The organism is Streptomyces canus (assembly GCF_030815415.1).
Classification (GTDB): domain Bacteria; phylum Actinomycetota; class Actinomycetes; order Streptomycetales; family Streptomycetaceae; genus Streptomyces; species Streptomyces canus_F.
Window position 1 is genome coordinate 6,939,012 of the sequence record NZ_JAUSWW010000001.1, and the last position, 20,962, is coordinate 6,959,973.

Genomic DNA, 20,962 nt, shown 5'->3' on the forward strand with positions numbered 1-20,962 from the left:
AAGAAGAAGGAGGAAGGCGGCAGATGAGTCTGCGACACACGGCCCGCTTGGCGGCCCGCCGCCTGGGCGTCGACGTCGAGCGGTTTCCCGAATGCTCCTCCGACTACCGCTTGGTGCGGCTGCTGCTGCGCGCGGGCATCGACGTGGTCCTCGACGTCGGTGCGAACGGCGGCCAGTACGGAGCGATGCTCCGCCGGTTCGGATATCGAGGGCGCATCGTGTCGTTCGAGCCGTTGCATGGAGCGCTGGAGACCCTGCACCGGTGCACGGCGCGGGACCCCTTGTGGCGGGTCTTCCCCTACGCTCTCGGTGACCGTACGGCCACGGTCACGCTGAATGTGGCGGGCAATGACGGAGCCAGCAGTTCCGTCCTGCCCATGTTGCCGAGGCACGTCCAGGCGTGCCCCAGCGCCCGTTATGTCGGCACGCAGGAAGCCCAACAGCGCCGCCTGGACGAGGTCTGGCCACAGGCGGTGGAGTCGCAGGAACGAGTGTTCCTCAAACTCGATGTGCAGGGTTACGAGGAGTCTGTCCTCGTCGGAGGCGGAGACCGCATCCGGCGCTGCCATGGGCTGCAGATGGAGGTCTCGTCCGTACCTCTGTACGACGGTGGTCTGCTGATCGACCGGGCGATCGAGCTGGCCCAGCGCCGCTACGGATTCACGCTGATGGGGCTGGAGCCCTGCTTCATCGATCAGCGGACGGGCCAGGTGCTGCAATACGACGCCTTATTCATGTCCGACCCGTCCCGGTACGCGAAAGGCGGGGAAGTGGCGCTCCTTTGACAGGATGCGCTGCTTCTCTCAGTCGCTTCCCTCAGTCACATCTCCCTGTCGCTTCTCCCGGCGGTTCGACTGTTCAGCCGCGCAGTTCCCCGGCCCGCTAGGACGGGTGCGAAGACAAGGTTCTCGCAGCCGTACTCGGCACGTGGCCGGTGGGGGACGGGGCGGCCTTCGCGGAGCTCGAGCGCCCGGTAGCAGAAGGCCGGCGCATGCTCGACCAGATCGCGGCTGGGCGGTGCACCCGGGATGCCGAAGTCCCCCACCCGCCCGAAAGATCCACTGACACAGATGCCTTGGTCCCGCGGGCCCGCAAACGCCCGGCGCCAGGGCTTCGCCGCTACGGCGGACGCCCTGGGCTGCGGGGGTGCCGCCGCTCGGGGGGCGTGGGCCCGACCTGAGCCGGAAACGGCATGGCAAAGCCGTCTCCAGCCACCTCTATGCATATTGTGTAAATATGTGTGATTTCAGACGCGCTTCCGGGCATGGCTGAGCGTCGGCCGAGGTTGCGGATCGGCCTGGCGAAGCGGCTGGTGCGCCCTGCCGGGGAGACAGGGGACACCTCCTATGTCGGCCTGGCGTCCGCCTCCCTGGTGGTCCGGCTGGCGACCCTTCCGCTGACAGGCGCCGCCGGCATCATCTCGGCCCGTATCGTCGTGGACGAGACCGGCGTGGCCGGTTACGCACTGTTCTCCCTGGTGGTGACGCTTCCTCAGCTGCTTCCCGTCGGGGACCTGGGGATGGGCGCGGCCGTCATGGACGCATGCGGGCGGCGGGACAGCCTCGGGATCGAGGCCGCGCGCCGGACGATCACCACCAGCGCCCGCAACCTGTTCCTCCTCGGTCTGCTGGTCGTGGCGGTCAGCACGGGGCTGGGCATCTTCGGAGCCTGGCCCGCGCTGCTCGGTGTGCGGGAGAGCGCCGAGGCCAACGCGGCCGCGGTCGTCGCCTTCTGTGTGTTCGGCCTCGGGCTGCCGTTCGGACTCGGCAGCCGGGTACTCGCGGCGCTGAACCTGAATCACCTGGCCCTGTTGCTGCAAGCCGGCGGAAGTGTCGCAGCGTTGGCGGTCACCGCGCTCGTGGCGCAGCTGCACGGCCCGACGGCGGCGTACTGCGTCGCAGGCTTCGTCGGAATGGGACTGGCAGGCGCCGCCTCCCTCGTGATGGCGGGCCGCGTCCTCGGCCTCCCTCTCCTCAGGGACGTCGCCCTCAGCGCATGGCCCGGCCGACCGAGTGCCCGCGTCTGGCACTTCGCCGGACCCATGACGGTGGTGGTACTGGCCTCATCGGTCGCCTACTCCTGCGACCGGGTCGTCCTCAGCCATGTCGCCGGCCCGGTCAGCGTCGCGGCGTACTCCGCCGCGGCCCAGCTGTACGGCCCCCTGTTCGGCGCCGTCGGCATGATGGGACTGGCCTTGTGGGGCGCGTACGCGCGCCGCCGGGGATCCGAGGGAGCGGTCACCCCGGCCGACCTGAAGCAGGTGACGGCCTTCTTCGCGCTCGTGGGCCTCGGCATGGGGGCGGCCCTGGTCGGCTTCGGTCCGCTGGTCGTCTCCTGGCTGATGTCGGATCGGATCGAGGTAACCACGGGCCTGTTCGTAGCCTTCGCTCTGCTGCTCCTCGGCCATGCGTGCAACTACCCGAACGCGATGCTGCTGACCGATCCCCCGGGGCTGCGAAGACTGGCGGTCTGCTGCTGCGCCGCGGCCGTGGTGAGTACGGCACTGACGATCGTCCTGAGTCGGGAGATCGGTGCGTCCGGTCCGCCCCTCGCGTCCTTCATCGCTCTCGTCGGATGCATCTACCTTCCGGGGCGCCGAATGGTGCGCTCCCGCCTGCACGCGGACCGAACCCCGCGTCCGCCCGCCGAACCGGCCTCTGAGAAGTCCAGGACCCTGATCCAGAAGGAGAACCATGGCGCAACCGTCTGCGGGCCTTGCGGCGGACCGGAGGGCACCGGAATTCCACCCCGAGACCCATCGGCAGCAGGAGACTGCCCCTCCTGAAAGGCGTGCGCCGTTCACGCCGATTTCCCCGCTGGCCACCGTCGTCGGTACCGGCATGGCGGCGGTGCGCTTCACGCTTCCGGGCACTCATCTGTCGGTGTCGGGCCTGGTGGCGGTCGCGGCCGTGACGATGCCGGGCCTCCAACGCTGGATCATGGCGCGCCGGGAGAACCGGGTCCTGGCGCTCCTGCTGGTCCTCTGGTTCGCCGGTCAGGTGGCGTCGAGCCTGTGCGCGGACGTTCCCGTCGTAGAGGCGGTGCTCAACGCTCTCGTCTTCCCGACCCTGGTGGGCGTGGGTGCCTTCGTCCTGTCGCGTCTCGCTCATGGCTCCACCTCCCGCGTCGCGGGCCTCGCCGTGCTCGCCTCCGCCGCCTACTGCGTGTTCCTCACCATCTCTCCGACCGGGTACTTCGAACAGGACCCGTGGAAATACGGGCTGGGAGTCCCGTCCACCATCATCTGCTTCGCCGCGGTCGGCACCCTTCGCCGCAGGGGGCACCCGGCCGCGGCCCTGCTGCTGGTGGCCGGTCTGGCGGCCCTCCATCTGTTTCTCGGATTCCGCAGTCTCGCGGCGATCTGCCTGGTGGCCCTGGCGGTGCTGATCGCCCGGCGGCCGGACCGAAGACTCACCATCGGCCGGGCGGCGCTGACGGCCTGCGTATGTCTGTTCGCCGTATGGCTCTGCGCCACCGCCTACTCGGCCGTCGTCGAACGAGGCTGGCTGGGCCAGGAGCAGTACGACAAACAGCACTACCAGTCACAGGTCCAGGGCGGCTATCTGGTGGCGAGCCGCCCCGAGATGATGATGTCCGCGGAGCTCATCACCGAACAGCCCCTGCTCGGCCGTGGCGCCGACGTGGTCGTGTCGCCCCAGGAGCGGCAGGACGTCGTCATGGAACTGTACGAGCGTGGCGTGAACATCTCCCTCGGGCAGCAGCGCCGGCTCTTCGACAACGGCACCAATTCCCATTCCCTCGCCCTCGCTTCCTGGATTCGCGGCGGTGTCCTCGGCTTTCTGCCCTGGTTCTTCGTCCTGCTCATGCTCTACCGGACGGTGCTGCGCAGATGGCAGTCGAGCGACCAACTCCTCTACCCTCTGGCCGTCTTCATGACGCTTCTGCTGACCTGGGACTTCTTCTTCTCCCCCTGGGCCCCCGGGTACGAGATCGTGCTCGGGATCGCGTGGAGTGTGGTCCTCGCCGTCGCCCATCTCAACCGGCCCGACAGAGCGAAGAGTTGACATGGCGCAGCGAGTCGCCTGGTACTCCCAGTGGGTGCTGCCGCGTTCGGAGACCTTCGTCGCCCATCAGCTCCAGGCGATGAGCGGCATCGAGACGGCACTTTTCGGCGTCGACCATGTGCCGGGAATGGAGGTGCCCGGGCGGACCTTCGTCCTCGGGCGCGACCGGACGCTCGGATCCGCCGAGGCGCTCGTGTGGAAGTCCGTACGCCGGGCACCCCGGCTGGAGTCGGCCGTACGGGCTTTCCGTCCCGACCTGCTGATCGCCCATCACCTGCAGAACGCCTGGCGGGTCGCCCGCCTCGCCGAGGGGAGCGGCATTCCACTCGCGGCCATGTGTCACGGCTCCGACCTGCTGAGTCTCGGAGGAACCGTCCCGCCCCGGTCCCGGGGCATGCGGCAACTGGCCGCCAACTGGTCGCGCCTGCTGGAGACCGTACGGCTCTTTCTGCCGGTATCACGGTTCCTCGGGGACCGTCTGGTCCGGGCTGGCGTCGCACCGTCACGGGTCGCCGTCCACCACCTCGGGGTGCCGATTCCGGACGGCGCCGACCTGGGCAGCGCCGCGGACCGTTCCGGTGTGCTGTTCGTCGGGCGCCTCGTGGAGAACAAGGGATGCGACCTGCTGCTGCGGGCCGTGGACACGCTCGCGCAGTCCCGGCGGGTGGAGGTGACCGTCGTCGGGGACGGCCCGCAGCGAGCCGGCCTCCAGCGCCAGGCCGATCGGCTGCCACCCGGGGCGGTGGTGCGTCTCCTCGGCGGCGGACTGCCGCATCGCACCGTCCTGGAGCTGATGAAACGCCACCGTGTGGTGTGCATGCCCAGTGTGGAGATCTCCACGGGTGTGTCGGAAGGACTGGGCCTGGTCGCCTGTGAAGCCGCCGCCCACGGACGGCCGGCGGTCGTGTTCGACACGGGTGGTCTCCCGGAGACCGTCGTCCACGGTGCGACCGGCCTGGTCGTCCCACAACGAGACGTCCGGCGGCTCGCGGAGGCCCTGGACACCGTGCTGACCGATGACTCGATCGCACACGACATGGGCCTGGCGGCGCGGAGCATGGCGGTCGACAGGTTCGACTTCCTGGTCCAGGGCGCCCGGCTCCGTGGACTGCTGTCCGCTCATGGCCTGCTCGCGGCCGAGACGAGGAAGTGAGCTTCTGATGACACACCGCAGACCACGCGTTCGCCTGGTGGTGCCGACCACGGGTGGGCGCCTGACCTATCTGGAACAGTGCCTGGCCTCGATCGGCCGCCAGGACGAACTGGCCGAGGTGGTGATCGTCGGCCCGGCGGCGCCCTCCCCTGCACTGCGTGAACTCGTACGGAGCCATCCGTGCCGATACGCCGCGGAAAGCGGCCGTGGCCTCAGCAACGCGGTCAACCAGGGCTGGACGGACGCCGACACCGACTACCTCGGCTGGCTGGGAGACGACGACCTTCTCACCGTGGGATCCTTGTCGGCGGCGGTGGGAGAACTCGAACGAACCCCCTCGGCGGCCATGGTGTACGGCAGGGTGGGCGTCATCGACTCCAGCGGGAACGACCTGTACACCATGCGCCCCGGGAGGCTTGCCCCCTGGCTGCTCCCGTACGGCGTGAACTTCGTCTGGCAGCCCGGCTCGCTGTACCGGCGGGCCGCCGTACGACAAGTCGGCATGCTCGATCCGTCACTGCGCTACACCATGGACTTCGACCTGCATCTACGGCTGCGGGAGTACGGAAGGCTGCGCTACCTCCCGCGCCCGCTGGCCTGCTACCGCTCTCACCCCGACACTTTGACGGCGACGAATCCCGAGCCGTACGGCGAGCGCCGCCGGGTCATGAACCGCCACCTCGGGCCCGTGGCGGGTGCCCTTCAGGCGTGCTGGTGGCCGGCGGCCAAGTACGCCGGCCGGGCCTTGGGCGCACTGCAGTTCCATATCGGCCGCCATGCCACAGCGCGCGACCAACCCACGTCCTAGTAGGGCTTGGTCATCTTCACTTGTGCGTGCGTGTCTGATGCTGCGTGTGTGTCGTTGGAGTGGTGTGACACCTGAGGAGATGGCCTCGGTCCGGGGGGACTTGGAGGCGTTCGCGGCGGAGTTGTTCGACGGGTTCTTCCGTGCGGATCAGCGGCGGTGGGGGCAGGCGTATGTGCGCGGGCTGCTGCTGGACGGGCAGCGCAAGTCGGTGGAGCCGATGGCGGCCCGGCTGGGTGAGGACGGCAACCGGCAGGCGCTGGCGCACTTCATCACCTCCAGCCCGTGGGATCCCGCGCACGTGCGGGCCCGGCTGGCCTGGAGGATGCACGAGGCGATCGGCCCCGAGGCGTTGATCGTCGACGACACCGGCTTCCTCAAGGACGGGGATGCGTCGGCGTGTGTGTCGCGGCAGTACACCGGCACCGCGGGCAAGGTCACCAACTGCCAGGTGGGCGTCTCGCTGCACCTGGCCAACGACCGTGCCTCGGCCGCGATCGACTGGCGGCTGTTCCTGCCCGCATCCTGGGATCCCGACGCGCCGGAGTCCGACCCGGACAAGATCGCCCGCCGCGGCCGGTGCGGGATCCCCGACGGGGTGGGGCATGTGGAGAAGTGGCAGCTGGCCCTGGACATGATCGACGAGACCCGGTCGTGGGGCATCGACGTCCCCCTGGTCGTCGCGGACGCCGGATACGGCGATGCCGCCGCCTTCCGGCTGGGCCTGGAGGAACGCAAGCAGCCCTACGCGGTGGGGATTTCTTCCCGCCATACCGCCCAGCCCGCCGACGCCCAACCCGTCCAGCCCGACTGTGCGGGCACCGGCCGGCCACCCAAAATGCAGTACCCCGAGCCTGCGCAGAGCATGAAAGACCTGGTCATCGCGGCCGGGAGAACGGCCGCGAGACCGGTGTCGTGGCGGGAAGGCTCCCGGCCGGGCAAGGGGGTCAGTGGCTTCAAGCGTATGTATTCGCGGTTCGTCGCCCTGCGGATCCGCCCGGCCGGCCGCGCCATCCGCAAGGCCACCGACGATCCTGAACTGCCCGTGCGGTGGCTGCTGGCGGAATGGCCCGCGACCGAGCCCGAGCCGGTCCAGTTCTGGCTCTCCAACCTGCCCTCCGGCATGCCACTGGCCACGCTGGTGCGGCTGGCCAAGCTCCGCTGGCGCATCGAGCACGACTACCGCGAGATGAAACAGGCCCTGGGACTGGCCCACTTCGAAGGCCGCACCTTCAACGGATGGCACCACCACGTCACCCTCGTCTCCGCCGCCCACGCCTTCTGCACCCTGCAACGACTGGCACCAGACCCAAAAGACGCCACGCAGGCCTGAGCCTCTACCAAGTGGTCCGCGACCTGCAGACCCTCCTCGCCACCTGGACCGGCACCTGCCCCACCTGCCACCGCGACATACCCACACCACTACGAACCTGACCAAGCCCTACTAGTCCCGCACCTCGTAGACGAGGAAGTCCGCGAACGAGGTGTCGGGCCTGGTCGAGTCGGTGCAGGGGTACCGGTTCCCGACCCTCTCGCGGAGCCGCCACCGGGGAAACCGCTCCACCACGTCGCGCGCCACCGGGCGGTGGCGCACATGCGGCGGGACATGCCCACGCGCGGCCAGGGTGTCCGAGTCGCTCGTGTAGAGCACCACGAACCGCCCGGCAGCCCCGAACACCTGCGACAGATGCAGGTCGTAGAGGTCGTCCTCGACCAAGTGGAAGATGACGTCCAGCGACAGCGCCAGGTCCGCCCGCAGGAAACCGGCGGGGTCCGAGAACAGCCTCGGACTGAACGTCAGGAAGCTCTTGGTGGAGTCCCCGGCGAACCGGGCGGCGGCGCCCCGAAGCCCTGCCGGGGACACGTCGAGACCGAGGTAGCGGGGGTATTCGGCGAGTTCGAGCTGGCGGCCGTCCCCGCAGCCGAACTCGACGACCGACGCCACGCCGTTCTCGGCGACGAACCGGTTGAGCACCTCGGCCTTGAACCGGGCGAGCGCATCCTGCGACCCGGGGCCCGACGTGCCTCCCTTTGCGTAGCGTTGCTCCCAGTAGGTGAGCGACCCCGGGAAGAGCCGTCGCCTGGCCGAACGGTGGACGGCGTCGACCGCCGGCCCGATGAGCGGCATGGTGCGCACTGTCTCTCCGGCGGACCTGCTCGGTGTCACGACATGCTCCTGTCTGGGGTGGGGGGACTGTCCGCGAGGATCCCGCGGTACAGCTGTTCAGCGAGTTCAGCCTTGGCCGTCCAGGTGCTACGGAGCGCCCGGCGCCGACCCGCGGCCACACCACCACGAACGGTGACAGCAGGCTGTGGAAGGCCAAAACCTCGAGGAAATCGATGAGTTGTGAGTCGTGAGTCGGCTGGACGGGATCATCGTCTGCTGATCAGCCGCAGCAGGCCGTCGCAGAATCGTGTGGCCATGCCCTCGGCCGTGTAGTCGGCGGCGTCCGTCACGCAGGCCGCGCTGAGCGACGCCAGACGGGCGGGGTCGTGCATCAACGCGGCTGCGGCTGCGGCGAAGGCAGCCGGATGGTCCGGTGTGATCGCGGCGTTGCGGCCGTTGACCAGGTACTCGAATTCCGGCGCGTGCCAACGCCAGTCGGTTGTGATGATCGGGGTGCGTAGGGCGAATGAGTCGACCGCGCACAGTCCGACCCTTCCAGGCATCAGCATGACGTCGCTGACAGCTCCGAGCAGGGCCGCGCTCCGCCCGGTCGCGCGGCCTACCGGGACCACTGGACTTCCTGGACGGGAGGCAGCCTCGGCCACCAGTCTCTGCTCAGTGCCGTCCCCGGCCACCAGTAGGCGAAACCCAGGCAGTTCATCGGCGATCCGCTCGGCGGAGTCCAACAGGAACGGGATTCGCTTCGGCCTGTCCAGTCCACCGACGAACAGTGCGGTGCGCCCGGCGACCAGGCCGTACCGCTGCCGTAGCGCCGCCGCTTCCGCATGCTCGGCCGTCCCCGGCTGCTCGGCGCGCTCGCGGTCGGCGGCCAGTTCCGCGGTGTCGGCGGAGTTGCGCACCACGGTGATTCGGGCCCGGGGAAAACCTCGCGATGCCACGTGAGCGGCTCCGCTCTCTGTATAGGCGAAAAACCACGCGCCCCGCCGGGTCAGCGTGTCCTTGATCGAGGAACCCAGGCGGCTGGAGGGTCTGGTATAGGTCCGGCCATGGCCCCAGAAGGCGACCCGGGGAGCGCGCCCCGCCGCTCGTCCGACCAACTGCTTCAGCAGGAGCGGATACGTCTCCAGATTGTGCAGCGCCTGCTCCAGCACGACCACGTCGGCAGAACCTGCTCGACGCTGTACCTGATGCCAGATCAGGTATCGCCCACGGGGCGCGGGCAGCCTTCGGGCGGGCACCTGCACCGTGCAGGTGCAGGGAGTTGTGTCCCGCCGGGCTTCATGACCCGGCAGGGGAGGGCCGTGCAGCACTTCCAGGGCGACACCTTCGGCATCGAGGCAGGTCTGCACGTGCTGGAAGAAGGTGGCCCGATAGTTGGGCACGTACGGCTGTACGACGACGACCCGTCGCCGAGAACCACTTCTGCTCAGCACGCCGCCTCCGCGATGTCAATGCGCCGCGGCCCCGTGGCACACTCGATGGCCTGTGCGTAGACGGAGGCCATGGTGGCCGTCCAGGACGGTGCGGCGTATCGCTCGGCGTGCACTCTCCGGCAGCGCTCACGCAATGCGGGAAAGCGCTCGTGGGCGGCAGTGAGCGCGTGCGGCAGCTCGTGGGCGCCCTTGTAGACCGCACCCGTGCCGTGGCGAAGCACACTGTCCGCCGCGGCTGACCCGGCCAGGGCCAGCACCGGCAACCCGGCGGCCAGGGCCTCCTGACAGATGACGGGTGCCATCTCGGGACAGACACTGGGGAAGATCAGGCCCGTATAGCAGGGCAGTCGGTCCCGGAGCTGCTGACGTGAGAGCGCGCCGATGAGCCGCACCCCTTTGGGTGCGGCTGCTCTGCAAGCCGACTCCAACGGGCCGGAGCCGATCACGTCGAGCGGTTCGTTCTCCGGCCAGCTTTGCAGCAGCGGAACGATGCCCTTCTCCTCGCTCAGTCGGCCGGCGAACAACCAGCGCATCGCCGGTTCTTCCACGGTGGAGTCCATGGTGTGAACGGCTCCTGAAGCGTCGACGAAGTTGGGCACCAGGGCGAGTTTCCGGGGCGGTAAACCAAAACCGAGGTAGAAGTTCCGGCTGTACTCGGAGAGCACCACCAATCGGTTGGCGCGACGCAGCACGGGATGCATCGCCGGACCTCTCCGGCCGGCCCACGCGAGGGGGAAGGTGGCGCTGCGTGCGGCGCGGTAGCAGCCGTGCCGTAGCCCGGCCCATCGGTCGCCGTCGGGACATGCGGTGCACATCCTCTCGTCACGGAAGAGTGTCCCGGCCGCGCATGCCGGACGGTAGTTGTGCACGGTGGCCACGAGGGCGCCAGGCCAGCGCTCCAGCCAGCTGGTGCCGAAGTTGGGGAAGAGGTTATGTACATGAACGACATCAGGGGCCAGTCGCTCCAGTTCCGCCAGGGGCGATCGGCCGTGGCCGGTTGCGACTCGGACCGCAGCCCGCAGGGTGTACCCCGGCTCAGCCTGCAACGCGTCGGTGTGCGCGGCAACGATGGTGACCTCGTGTCCGGCGGCGCGCAGCGCCTCCGCTTGGTCGAGCACGACTGTGTTCTCGCCGCTGGGCTGGTGCGAGGAATAGAAGCTGTGCACCAGCGCCACGCGGTAGGTCACGGGAGGCCCGGGCGGACCTTCGGCCCGGAGGTGAGCTGTCTCGTTCACTCGGCCATCCTCGGCATCCGTGTCGCTGATCAAGCATGATGATGGTGTCACCGGCGGTTCCCGGCGACGAGGCCGAAGGTCGTCGTTGGGAAGAACCGTTCTCCGGCGACCTGCAGCAGCCCTGACTGGGTGGACCAGTACCGCTTGACCTCTACTTCCTGGAAGGACGGGTCGAGCAGGTCGCGCAGGGCCTCCTCGTCCACACCGTCGCGGACGACGTGGTACTCGACCATGTCGGCCTCGTTGGCCTGGTCGTAGACGCCGCGCGACCTGCGCAGGCGGGTGGCGAGGCCGCGGCGGAGTTGGCCCTGCCCGAGTCGCCAGAGGAAGTACGCGTTGCGGTCCAGGCTCATGGACAGCCGGGAGCGGCGGGGATACCAGAGGGGATCCTGGGCGCTGAAGAACGCGCCGCCGGGAACGACTTGATCGATGAGCTGCTCGACGGTGCGCAGGTAGTCCGGGATGTGGTGCAGGACGGAGATGCACACGACGGCGTCGACAGGCCCGGCTCGGTGGGCCGAGGTGCCGTCCTTGTCGTACAGCACAGTGACGTTCGGATTGCACCGGAACCGGCTCCGGAGAAAGCGGACGCTCGGCTCGCTCATCTCCGTCAACGTGACCTGCGCGCCTGCAGCCAGCAGATGGTCGGTGAAGGTGCCGTGCCCAGCTCCCAGTTCGAGTACTCGGCATTGCCCATTCCGGTCGATGACCCCCTGTACGAGGGCATGCAGGCTTCCGATCAGCCGGTCACGAATCGTGTGGTGGCGGATATGCGGGGAGCCCTTTGAGTAGTCGTGCCCGACTCCATGCTCGCGCTCTTGCAGTTCCCGAATCGACGGTTTCCCCGGAGTGATCGTCATGGCCGTACCCTAGGAACCCCACCGGGAATCTCCCGGACTTCGCCAACGAGTTGGCCCGAATTCAGGCGATCGGCCGCCGGGTGCACCGCACCGCCGCCGGTTCTCAGCGGGCGGCTCGCCTGGCGCATCACACCGCGCACGAACCGCGCATTCCCGAACACGTACCGCCGCCACAACCGTCGCGGCTCGCTGCCCAGTCGGAACAGCCACTCCAGCCCGTTGCGCTGTATCCAGGGCGGTGCCTGCCGCTTGGTGCCGGCGATGAAGTCGAAGGCGGCGCCCACGGCGACGGCCACCACGGGAAGTGCGGCACGCAGGTCGGCGACCCAGCGATCCTGCTTGGGGGTGCCGAGACCGACCCAGACGATGTCCGCTGCGGCGGAACGGATGTCCTCCACCTGTTGCCGCAGATCCTGGGGGGTCAACGGCCGGAAGGGCGGGGAACAGGTGCCGACGATCTGCGCTTCCGGAAAACGCCGTCGCAGTTCCCGGTGCAGCGCGTTCAGTACCTGGGGCGTGGAGCCGAGGAGGTAGTGGTTCAGTTCGGCGTGTCGGCTGAGGGCGAAGACGTCCAGCAGGAGGTCGGGGCCGTAGACGCGTGTGCTCGGCAGGGTGACGCCGCGGTGGAGCAGCTGGTTGGCCCATACGACAGGCTGTCCGTCGGGCAGGTTGAGAGAGGCCGAGCGCAGGATGCCGTGCAGCTCGGGGTCCCGGTCCGCGAGGGCGAGCGTGTACGCGTTGGACAGATGGACGTCACTGCCGGGCGGGGCGCCGAGGGCGTCCGGTCCGCCGGTGTCCCCATGGCGGGCCGCGCGGATCCGATGGGCGAGGTGCACGATGTGACGGGCCGCACTCTCGCGGGTGTGCGCGGTGATGGGTACCCCCAGGCACTCGACCACGGGTGCGGTCGACGTCAGCCCTGTCGTTCGTGAGCTTGGTGGGGCGGCGGTCATGAGGAAGCGGCTTCGGTGCTCGGCGGGACCGTGGCGGGCGCCTTGTCGTGCCTGGCGAACTCGGTGAAAGCCAGGCGGCGTCGGAAGTCGGTGATGGTGTCGCACAGGCCGCGCTCCACCGGAGTCGTGGGCTCCCATTCCAGGAGGTCGCGGGCCAAGGTGATGTCCGGGCGCCGCTTTTCCGGATCGTCCTGAGGTCGGGGGATCAGCGTGATCTCGGAGGCGGATACGGTGAGTTTGCTGATCCACTGGGCCAGCTCGAGCATGGAGACCTCGTGCGGGTTGCCCAGGTTGACCGGTCCGCCATGGCTGCTGGCGAGCATCCGCACCAACCCGTCGACCACATCATCGACGTAGCACAGGGACCGGGTCTGACTGCCGTCTCCGGTGACGGTGATCGGCTCTCCGCGCAGCGCCTGGCGAATGAAGGTGGGAATGGCCCGCCCGTCGTCCGGGCGCATCCGCGGGCCGAAGGTGTTGAAGATGCGCACGATCTTGGCGTCGACACCGCGGCTCCTGCGGTACGCCATGGTCAGTGCCTCGCCGAAGCGCTTCGCTTCGTCGTACACCGAGCGCGGACCGACCGGGTTCACATGGCCCCAGTAGCTCTCTGGTTGAGGGTGAATCAGGGGGTCGCCGTACGACTCGGAGGTGGAGGTCAGCAGGAATCGAGCACGCTTCGCGGCGGCCAGGTCCAGGGCGTGCCAGGTTCCGGCCGAGCCCACACGGAGTGTCTCCAGCGGCAGTTTCAGGTAGTCCGCGGGTGAGGCGGGTGAGGCCAGATGGAGGACTGCGTCCACCGGCCCCGGCACGTCCAGGCTCCGGGTGACGTCCCAGCGGCAGAACCGGAAGTGTCGCTCGCCCATGAGATGTTCGATGTTGTCAACGCTGGATGTCATCAAGTTGTCCACGCAGACCACGTCGTGGCCCGCGTGGAGCAGTCGCTCACAAAGATGGGAGCCGATGAACCCAGCCCCACCCGTTACTACCGCCCGCATGCAGGTCCTCTCGGCAGGCCCCGTCCAAGCTGGTGGGCGGGGGGCAGTGCAGTGTCATTGACGAAATTCAGGGAGATCTCGTGTTTCTCTATTGATCAGATTTAAGTCGAATGGGACGGCAAGTACGTGGAAATGCCTCGCGGTGGAGCGGCCTTTCACCCGTCTGTCGTACTAGGAGAAGGGGCACGGAAATGTCGGTATCCGCTGCAGAGACGGCTCGCCGCCGGCCGGATGCGTGCCGTTGGCGGCGATGGGCGGGACGGGCGGCCAAACGGACCATCGACATGGTGGGGGCCGTAGTGCTGCTCGCGCTGGCGGTGCCGGTGCTCCTCGGGGCCGTCATCGCCGTGAGGGCCGACACTCCGGGGCCCGCGCTGTTCCGTCAGCGGCGCACGGGCTGGCATGGCAAGGAGTTCAAGCTCCTCAAGCTGCGCACCATGCAGCTCGGCTCCGAGGGGTTGCGGGTGGCGCTGGCCGACCGCAACGAAGCCAACGGGCAGCTGTTCAAGATTCGTGAGGACCCCCGTGTCACCCCTGTGGGGCGTTGGCTGCGTCGCTACTCCCTGGACGAGCTGCCGCAACTGCTCAATGTGCTGATGGGGCATATGTCATTGGTCGGCCCTCGGCCGTTGCCGGTCGAGGACTCGGTGTTCACCGGGGAGGCCCGGCGTCGCCTGCTGGTCCGGCCGGGGCTCACCGGCTTGTGGCAGATCGGCGGCCGGTCCGACCTCGTATGGGAGGACGCCCTGCGCCTGGACCTGGAATACGTCGACACCTGGTCGATCCGGAAGGACTTGGCCATCCTCGCGAGGACACTGCCTGTCGTACTGCGTGGCGACGGCGCCTACTGACACCGCCGGCGCCGAGCCGCGGCCACACGAGCGGATGTGGCCGCGTGGATCGTGGGAGTGGGCCATTGGGAGGGTCTTGAGACGTCTCGTGTTAGCCCCAGGGTAAATATCAGCATATAGAAATATATCGGTGATTCTTTGGCGGCGCTGCCATCCGGACACGAGAGCAGCTGGAAGATTGGTGCAAGATGATCAAGCCTTCGCTGTGGCGGACCGTCCTGACTGCCACAGCCGCCACCTTCGTTGCCGCCGTACCGCTGGTGAACGCTCAGTCCGCGTATGCCGAGGTGCCCACGAATGTTTACCAGCCCTACCCACCGGAGTTGAGCACTGCCACGGTGCCCGCGGGTGGGGTGATCTACTTCGTCGCAGAGGGGTTCGAGCCCGGCGAGGTGGTCACCGCAGAGCTCGTCCCGCAGTCCTCGACCACCCTCAGCGGACCGTCCCGCAGCGGGGGCGGCGGAGGCGGCGGGGGCAAGTGCAGGGACCGGGACGCGACCTACCGGGCCAACGCGCGGGGCACAGTGTTCGGGTGCTTCCAAGTGCCCAAGAACACCCGTCCCGGTCCTTACCTGTTCACGCTCACCGGCGAGGAGTCGGGAAGCGTCTCCGCTCCCGTCATGGTGACGCCGAAGCATGGGCATGGGAAAGGGGGGCGAAACGCGGACGGGGCGAGCCTCCCCATGGAAGGTGGCGTCGAAGGGTACCCCGGCACCGTCAAGGTCGCCGGGAACGGAAAGACCCTCGCCCTGAGAACCGGTGCCGCCGTGGAGCAGCCTGGCTCCACCGGGACGAGCCAGCAGAGAGAGCTTGCTTTGGCCGACTACGACGCGACCAGTCACATGAGTGGCGGCACGGTGCCAACGGAGACCGACTCGGGCACGAATTGGGCGCTGGTGGGCGGGGCTGCAGGGCTGGCAGCCATTGCCGTCAAGACGGTCACGGTCGTACGGCGTCGTCACGCTCGCACGGAACAGGGCTGAGCCGGCCCGCAGCATGCGAATGCCGCGCCTCAGGAGACACCCCGAACCCCACAATGCCGACAGCCTGGTCCGATGGCTCCGTCGCCGTCGTGCCAGGCTGCTCGTGGCCGCCCTCGCAGGCCTGCCTCTGGCCGGCGCCGGGTGGGTCGTCATCACCGGCTTGCTCGCCCGCGACGAGCTGCTGGCCTCTCAAGAGGCCCTGAACTCGCTGCGACAGCAGATTGCCGCAGGTTCCCCCGCGGAGGTGTCCGCGAGGGGTGCCGTGCCGGTGAAGCAGAGACCCGACGCCGTCGTGCGCGCAGCTGCCGCACATGCCGCGCGAGCACACAGTCTCACCACCGGTCCGGCCTGGTACTCCGCCGCGCACGTGCCCGTCCTCGGCGGTCCCGTCCGCACCGTGCGCGGTGCCGCGGAGGCTGCCGAGCGGTTGACCCGCGACGTGCTCGCCCCTCTGGCGGACACCGCCACCCAACTCGCCGCCGACACGGCGAAAGACGGTGGTCACCTGCGTCTCCCCGCGCTCCGCCGCGCCGCTCCGGCCCTCGAACGGGCCTCGGTCAGCGCCTCCGATGTGCGGAGCGAGGTCGACGAGTTGCCTCGTAGAACCTGGCTGCCCGCCGTCGACCGGTCCCGAGTCCGGCTCGCCCGGCAACTCGACCGGATCGTCCCTGCCACGGGCGACGCCGCCGCGGCGGCGCGTGTGATGCCGTCGATGCTGGGAGAACGGGGCCCACGGCGGTATGTGGTGGTGTTCGAGAACACGGCCGAGGCGCGTGGCACCGGCGGGCTGCCAGGCGCGTTCGCGGTCCTCACCGCGGACCGGGGCCGTCTGGCGTTCGAGTACTTCGGCAACGACACCGAGATGGCGGACGCTGTCGCGGCAGTCGACCTGGGCGACGAGTATGCCGCGTTGCACGGGCACAACGCCCCCACTACTACATGGGTCAACTCCAACCTCAGTCCGCACTTCCCGTACGCGGCCCGTATCTGGACGGCCGCATGGGAGGATCGCACAGGCCAGAAGACGGACGGTGCCTTCGCCCTCGATCCCAGCGCTCTGTCAGGGCTGCTCGCCGCATCCGGCCCCGCCACTCTGCCCGACGGCACCGCGGTCACCGCTGCCAATGTCGTGGATCTCACCGAGCGCAGCAGCTACGCGGCCTACTCGGACACCCGGGAGCGCAAGGCATTCTTCCTCGACGTGGCTCGCGCCGTCTCGGGAAGGCTCCTGGGGGTTGCGAACGATCCGCCGCGACGGACCGCGTTGTTCGCCGCCCTGAGCGGGCAGCTGAGGTCGGGACGGGTCAAGATGTGGAGTGCTCACCCGTCCGAGCAGCGTGAACTCCGGCGACGCCCGTTCGGCGGTACCCTGCCCGACTCCGCCGACCCGTTCGCCGGGCTGGTCGTCAACAACGCGGCCGGCACCAAGCTGGACTACTACCTGGACCGGCGTCTGGAGTGGGCTCCTGGCCGGTGCGTCGCAGCCGGTCGTGAGGTCACCGTGACCGTGGACCTCACCAACAGAGCACCGACCTCGGGACTCCCCCTGTATGTCACCCAGCGTGTGGACGCCCCCTCTTACCGGACCCGGCCCGGCGACAACCGTCTGCTGGTTTCGTACTACGCGAGTAAGGGGGCGAGGCTGGCCCAGGCGGCTCTGGACGGGCGACCGGTCATGGTGCACCAAGCTGCCGAGCGCGGTCACCCGGTCTACACCCTTGACCTGGAGCTGACCGCGGGTTCCACCCGCACCCTGGAGTTGCGTCTGCTGGAGAGCCCCTCAAGCCGCCCTCCTTTGCTGCTGCGCCAGCCGATGGTGCGGCCCTTGCGGGCCACCGTGCGGCCATACCCGACGTGTGGTGACTGACCGCTCGGATTGTTCCTCGCTCTTGGCACCCAGCCGCCTTGCCGCCCCGGGGTTCCCTCAGGCTCGGGATTCGAGCGTGAGGTGTTCACCGTCAAGGGGAATGCCCAGTACAGCTGTGGCGATCCGCTCCACCGGCTCGGCGATGCGTGCCGCGGTCTCCCGGGCCACCCGCATGGGGGCGCCGTAGGGATCAGCCACGTCATCGTCGTCCGCACCGTTGCCGTCAGTTCCACGCCGTGCCGCGGCGCCCCTGACCAGCGCTGCGGCTCGCTCGGCAGGGTCCGTCGCACCCGCGGAGTCCTCCGGCCTCAGCAACCGGCCGAACTCACGCAAGGTGAAAGCCCGCTGCAAGGCCCACAGCGGAGACAGTCGCACGGCCGCCTCGCGGTGCTCAGTGGCAGCACCCAGCACCAGGTCGGCGTCCTCCACCAGTGCTGCGGTCAGTCGGCGAGCGAGCGCGCCGCAGGGGTCCCCGCCCAACTCGACGAGGAGGGTTGCCGCCGCCGGGTCCATGGGCGTTCCCGCCATGGCTGCGGTGCCGGCGCTGCTCACCCGGAAACTCTCCGATGTTTCTGGAGACGCGGCGAGCCGGGCCGTCAGCAGGCGCTCGGCCAGTGGGGAGCGGTGCAGATTTCCCGTGCAGACGATGAGCACGCGAAAATGCGCGCCCCTGCGTCCCGGCATCGGCGAGGCAGGGGAAGGGCTCATGGGGGAAGTATCCCGCCACGTATGGTCGTCTGGGGCGCGCCTCACCGGGTGACCCGACGCAGGAACACGGATGCTGCCTCGGGCGTCCCTGTCGCCCGCGCGCCCGCAAGCAACGTAGGGAGAGCCGGACTTCGCCGAGTCCACCGCTCTGACCGCGCACAGCGGGAAGATCCGGCGGCGTAGGGCATGACGACGACGCGGTCCTGCTCATCGCCCATACCCCGCCCACCGCTCCCGATGACGTGGCGACATGCAGTCTTCCCAGCGATCGCCGGGCGGCAGGGAAGGCACGCGAATACGTCCGTGAGAAACTGGCGTCGTGGGGCTCGGACGACCTCGTCACCACACCGAACTCCTGGTCAGCGAGCTCGTCGGCAACGTCGTACGCCATGCCGCGTCCCCCGGTGTCGAACCGTACGCCGCCTATGCGCGAAGCCGAGCCGACTGGAGGTTCGTCGAACTCCTCGGAGGGCACGACCGCATCATCTCCGCCGCAGGCTCGGTCGCCACTTTGCTCGAGTTGTGCGATGTGCTGCTTTGTCCGGACGAGCCGGTGCGGACGATTGACTTGGTGCTCGTGCCGAAGCACCGTCCCGGCGGCGGAGCTGTGAGTTTCGCCTTGCGCGGTTGGACCAGGGCCCACCCGGTGGGCGGGGAGGAACACCGGACAGGCCCTGGTGGAGACTGGGGGTCTGGGCCGCGGGCGGACGTCGGGCGCCGAACCTGTCACGGGTCCGTCAGTCGCGGTGCAGCCGGACCGTGGTGTCCGTCCCTTCGGGGGTATGGGCGCCGAGGTCGAGCCCGATCGGAGAGTGGAGACGGGCGCGTTGCGCCGTTGCGGTACCGGCCTCCCGCAGGCGCTGGTTGCGGTTCTTGTGGGTACGACGAGAGCCCATCGCGCCGAAGATCGGCATGCGGGGGCGGGGCGCGTGGATTCCTGGACGGAATACGGGGGTGTCCACGCCTGGTGACCTTGGCCGGTACGCCGCGGCCGGGCTGGTAACGACCGCGTACTCACTCTCGTCGCGCGCCCGGCGGTGAGGCGGGTGCTGTGGGGGAAACTGATTTCAGTTCCCGGATGCGTAGTGGAGAAACCATGGAAATCGACCGCGTCTTCCCGTATTCGCGGGGCATGCGGAGCGACGGAGGTTGATAACTATGGTTCCCCTGCTTCTCGTTCTTCTGTTGGCTCTGATCCTCTTCGGTGCGGGTTTCGCGTTGAAGGCACTGTGGTGGATCGCCGTCGTCGTACTGGTCGTCTGGCTGCTCGGCTTCGTCATGCGCTCCGCGGACACGGGCGGCCGCAAGGGACGCTGGTATCGCTGGTAATCCGTTAAGCGGCGACATGCCTGTGGGCCCCCGAATGCATCGGGGGGCCCACAGGCATGTCCCGGATCAAAATATCCGCCCGAAAAGACCGTGCAGTCAGCTACCGACTTCCCGGGAGTCACCTACGCGAGAGGCGAGGGCTCGGCAACGGGCACTGTCAGGAGGCGACGATGCGTCGCACATTGTCGACGTCCCCGCAGCCTGCCTTCAGCTGGCGCGCGCGCTCTTCCGTGAACGCCCCACCCAGCTCCTCCCGGCGTTCCATGGCCACGTTCTCGCGCGCTCCGTTGAGAATGGTGCGCTCCTCCTCGTCGGCGTGGTGGGTGACGGCCTGCACGAGCTCCTCCAGCTTCTCGTCCCACTCCTGGGAGCCGACCTCGTCGACCTCCAGGAGTTCCAGAAGTGCCTTGTTGCCCTCCTCGTGCTCCTCCTCGCCGTGTTCCACCTCTTCGTCGTCGATGTTCTTGTAGCGCCTGAGGGCGGGATAGACCTTGGCCTCTTCCGCCAGCGCGTGCGCGATCAGCAGATCGGAGAATTCCCGGAGCGCGGTGGCCCGGTCGGCTTCGACGCTGCGCATCTGACGAAATAGATCCTCCATCTTCCGGTGGTCCTGGAGAATGAGTTCAACGACGTCTCGAGTCTGTGCCATGGGACTAGGCATCACTTTCTTGCTGGGAAACCTTGCGGGGAATTCTTCCTGAAACCCACCCGGAATCCTGGTACCCCGTCCTGCGCGGTTCAGCAGGAGAGCTGACCATCGGCGAGCGGTGTTCTGATGTGTTGAGGCGAGACGTGGCGCGGGTGCGGAAGTCGTGGGCGTGACCACCGGGCCAGGGGGTAGAGGCGGCAGCGGTGAGCTGAAAGGGCCGGGGTCGGCAGGGCCGACAGGGGCGGGACACATGATCACGGATACGGCAGCGACGATGGATGCGTACTGCGGTGTACTGCCTGAGGACATCGTCCAGGTCGGTGTGATCGGTCTGATCAAGGCCATCGATCGGTTCGAGCTCTCTCGCGAGGTGGAGTTCACCTCTTTCTCGATCCCCTACATCGTGGGAGAGATCAAGCGGTTCTTCCGTGACACCACGTGGGCCGTGCACGTTCCCCGCCGCCTGCAGGAGGCCCGCGTCCAACTGGCGCGTGCCACCGAGGAGCTAAGCAGCCGCCTGGGCCGTACGCCGACCGTGGCGGAGCTGGCCCAGCTGATGAACCTGGAGGAAAAGGAGGTCATCGAGGCGCGGCTGGCCTCCAACGGTTACCGCTCCTCCTCCCTGGACGCGGCCATCAACAACAGTGAGGACGGCGAGACGGCACGGGACGACTTCATCGGCGACGAGGACAGCGCGCTGGAACTGGTGGAGGACTTCCACGCACTCGCTCCGATGATCGCCGGTCTCGATGAGCGATCGCGCAAGCTCCTGCACTGGAGGTTCGTCGAGGAAGAGACGCAGGCCCAGATCGGCGAGCGTCTCGGCGTCTCCCAGATGCACTGACACCGCCCGGTAAAGCGGCGCCCTCGCGATGGTGGCGCCACCACCTCCATCGGGGCTGCTTCGCCAGGGCTCGTCGATCAGTGCTGCCTGAATGCACGATGGGCGGGCGGCCTGCCCGGACAGGGGCAGGCCGCCCACGCG

At 68.5% G+C, this 20,962-nt stretch carries 20 protein-coding genes; 11 read left to right on the top strand and 9 right to left on the bottom strand.

The features are described 5' to 3' along the window. The first annotated feature begins 23 nt into the window (after nt 1-23). The 6 genes from QF037_RS32050 (at nt 24) to QF037_RS32075 (ending at nt 7,316) form a co-directional block, all read left to right on the top strand. On the top strand, nt 24-785 hold the full coding sequence (locus tag QF037_RS32050; protein WP_307031216.1) for an FkbM family methyltransferase: 762 nt from the start codon (nt 24-26) through the stop codon (nt 783-785). Nucleotides 786-1,264: 479 nt separating this feature from the next. Then, nucleotides 1,265-2,785: a hypothetical protein gene (locus QF037_RS32055; RefSeq protein ID WP_307031218.1), complete on the top strand. Its 1,521-nt coding sequence runs from the start codon at nt 1,265-1,267 to the stop codon at nt 2,783-2,785. 55 nt (nt 2,786-2,840) lie between these two features. Further along, nucleotides 2,841-4,025, top strand: coding sequence for a hypothetical protein (locus QF037_RS32060; protein ID WP_307031220.1), 1,185 nt, complete (start codon nt 2,841-2,843; stop codon nt 4,023-4,025). Nucleotide 4,026: 1 nt separating this feature from the next. Next, nucleotides 4,027-5,178, top strand: a complete 1,152-nt coding sequence (locus QF037_RS32065) for a glycosyltransferase (RefSeq protein WP_307031222.1) — start codon at nt 4,027-4,029, stop codon at nt 5,176-5,178. Between the two features lie 7 nt (nt 5,179-5,185). After that, nucleotides 5,186-5,986: a glycosyltransferase gene (locus tag QF037_RS32070; RefSeq protein ID WP_307031224.1), complete on the top strand. Its 801-nt coding sequence runs from the start codon at nt 5,186-5,188 to the stop codon at nt 5,984-5,986. 64 nt (nt 5,987-6,050) lie between these two features. Further along, nucleotides 6,051-7,316, top strand: a complete 1,266-nt coding sequence (locus tag QF037_RS32075; protein ID WP_373463704.1) for an IS701 family transposase — start codon at nt 6,051-6,053, stop codon at nt 7,314-7,316. Between the two features lie 111 nt (nt 7,317-7,427). Here QF037_RS32075 and QF037_RS32080 read toward each other — a convergent pair whose 3' ends face one another. From QF037_RS32080 to QF037_RS32105, 6 genes are all read right to left on the bottom strand, one after another. Next, on the bottom strand, nt 7,428-8,150 hold the full coding sequence (locus QF037_RS32080) for a class I SAM-dependent methyltransferase (protein ID WP_307031226.1): 723 nt from the start codon (nt 8,148-8,150) through the stop codon (nt 7,428-7,430). 206 nt (nt 8,151-8,356) lie between these two features. Next, nucleotides 8,357-9,460, bottom strand: a complete 1,104-nt coding sequence (locus tag QF037_RS32085; RefSeq protein ID WP_307031228.1) for a glycosyltransferase — start codon at nt 9,458-9,460, stop codon at nt 8,357-8,359. 77 nt (nt 9,461-9,537) lie between these two features. Then, nucleotides 9,538-10,731 carry a glycosyltransferase family 4 protein gene (locus QF037_RS32090; protein ID WP_307031231.1) on the bottom strand — a complete coding sequence of 398 codons (1,194 nt, stop codon included), beginning with the start codon at nt 10,729-10,731 and terminating at the stop codon, nt 9,538-9,540. Between the two features lie 95 nt (nt 10,732-10,826). Next, the gene (locus QF037_RS32095; RefSeq protein ID WP_307037476.1) at nt 10,827-11,549 is read right to left on the bottom strand and encodes a class I SAM-dependent methyltransferase; all 723 of its coding nucleotides are present in this window, start codon (nt 11,547-11,549) and stop codon (nt 10,827-10,829) included. 86 nt (nt 11,550-11,635) lie between these two features. Then, nucleotides 11,636-12,538 (bottom strand): WecB/TagA/CpsF family glycosyltransferase, encoded by a 903-nt coding sequence (locus QF037_RS32100; protein WP_307031233.1) that lies wholly within the window; start codon nt 12,536-12,538, stop codon nt 11,636-11,638. A gap of 50 nt (nt 12,539-12,588) precedes the next feature. Then, a complete protein-coding gene (locus tag QF037_RS32105; RefSeq protein ID WP_307031235.1) occupies nt 12,589-13,590 on the bottom strand; it encodes a UDP-glucuronic acid decarboxylase family protein in 1,002 nt (333 codons plus the stop codon). Nucleotides 13,591-13,781: 191 nt separating this feature from the next. On the opposite strand from QF037_RS32105, the gene QF037_RS32110 reads away from it, so the two are divergent. The 3 genes from QF037_RS32110 to QF037_RS32120 all read left to right on the top strand — a co-directional run bounded on the left by QF037_RS32110 (nt 13,782) and on the right by QF037_RS32120 (nt 17,291). Further along, entirely contained in the window at nt 13,782-14,441 is a 660-nt protein-coding gene (locus QF037_RS32110; protein WP_307031237.1) for a sugar transferase, read from the top strand. Nucleotides 14,442-14,629: 188 nt separating this feature from the next. Further along, the gene (locus QF037_RS32115) at nt 14,630-15,424 is read left to right on the top strand and encodes a hypothetical protein (RefSeq protein WP_307031239.1); all 795 of its coding nucleotides are present in this window, start codon (nt 14,630-14,632) and stop codon (nt 15,422-15,424) included. A gap of 103 nt (nt 15,425-15,527) precedes the next feature. Beyond that, a complete protein-coding gene (locus QF037_RS32120) occupies nt 15,528-17,291 on the top strand; it encodes a DUF4012 domain-containing protein (RefSeq protein WP_307031241.1) in 1,764 nt (587 codons plus the stop codon). Between the two features lie 57 nt (nt 17,292-17,348). On the opposite strand, the gene QF037_RS32125 is transcribed toward QF037_RS32120, so the two are convergent. Together QF037_RS32125 and QF037_RS32130 are read right to left on the bottom strand one after the other, a co-directional pair. Then, a complete protein-coding gene (locus tag QF037_RS32125) occupies nt 17,349-17,999 on the bottom strand; it encodes an arsenate reductase/protein-tyrosine-phosphatase family protein (protein WP_307031243.1) in 651 nt (216 codons plus the stop codon). A 737-nt stretch (nt 18,000-18,736) separates the two neighbouring features. Further along, complete coding sequence (locus QF037_RS32130; protein WP_373463843.1) at nt 18,737-18,961, bottom strand: XdhC family protein; 225 nt, start codon at nt 18,959-18,961, stop codon at nt 18,737-18,739. 196 nt (nt 18,962-19,157) lie between these two features. On the opposite strand from QF037_RS32130, the gene QF037_RS32135 reads away from it, so the two are divergent. After that, nucleotides 19,158-19,328 carry a hydrophobic protein gene (locus QF037_RS32135; RefSeq protein ID WP_307031245.1) on the top strand — a complete coding sequence of 57 codons (171 nt, stop codon included), beginning with the start codon at nt 19,158-19,160 and terminating at the stop codon, nt 19,326-19,328. Between the two features lie 157 nt (nt 19,329-19,485). On the opposite strand, the gene QF037_RS32140 is transcribed toward QF037_RS32135, so the two are convergent. Further along, nucleotides 19,486-19,977 carry a hemerythrin domain-containing protein gene (locus tag QF037_RS32140; RefSeq protein WP_307031247.1) on the bottom strand — a complete coding sequence of 164 codons (492 nt, stop codon included), beginning with the start codon at nt 19,975-19,977 and terminating at the stop codon, nt 19,486-19,488. A gap of 250 nt (nt 19,978-20,227) precedes the next feature. On the opposite strand from QF037_RS32140, the gene QF037_RS32145 reads away from it, so the two are divergent. Beyond that, nucleotides 20,228-20,821, top strand: coding sequence for a SigB/SigF/SigG family RNA polymerase sigma factor (locus QF037_RS32145; RefSeq protein WP_307031248.1), 594 nt, complete (start codon nt 20,228-20,230; stop codon nt 20,819-20,821). Nucleotides 20,822-20,962 lie beyond the last annotated feature (141 nt).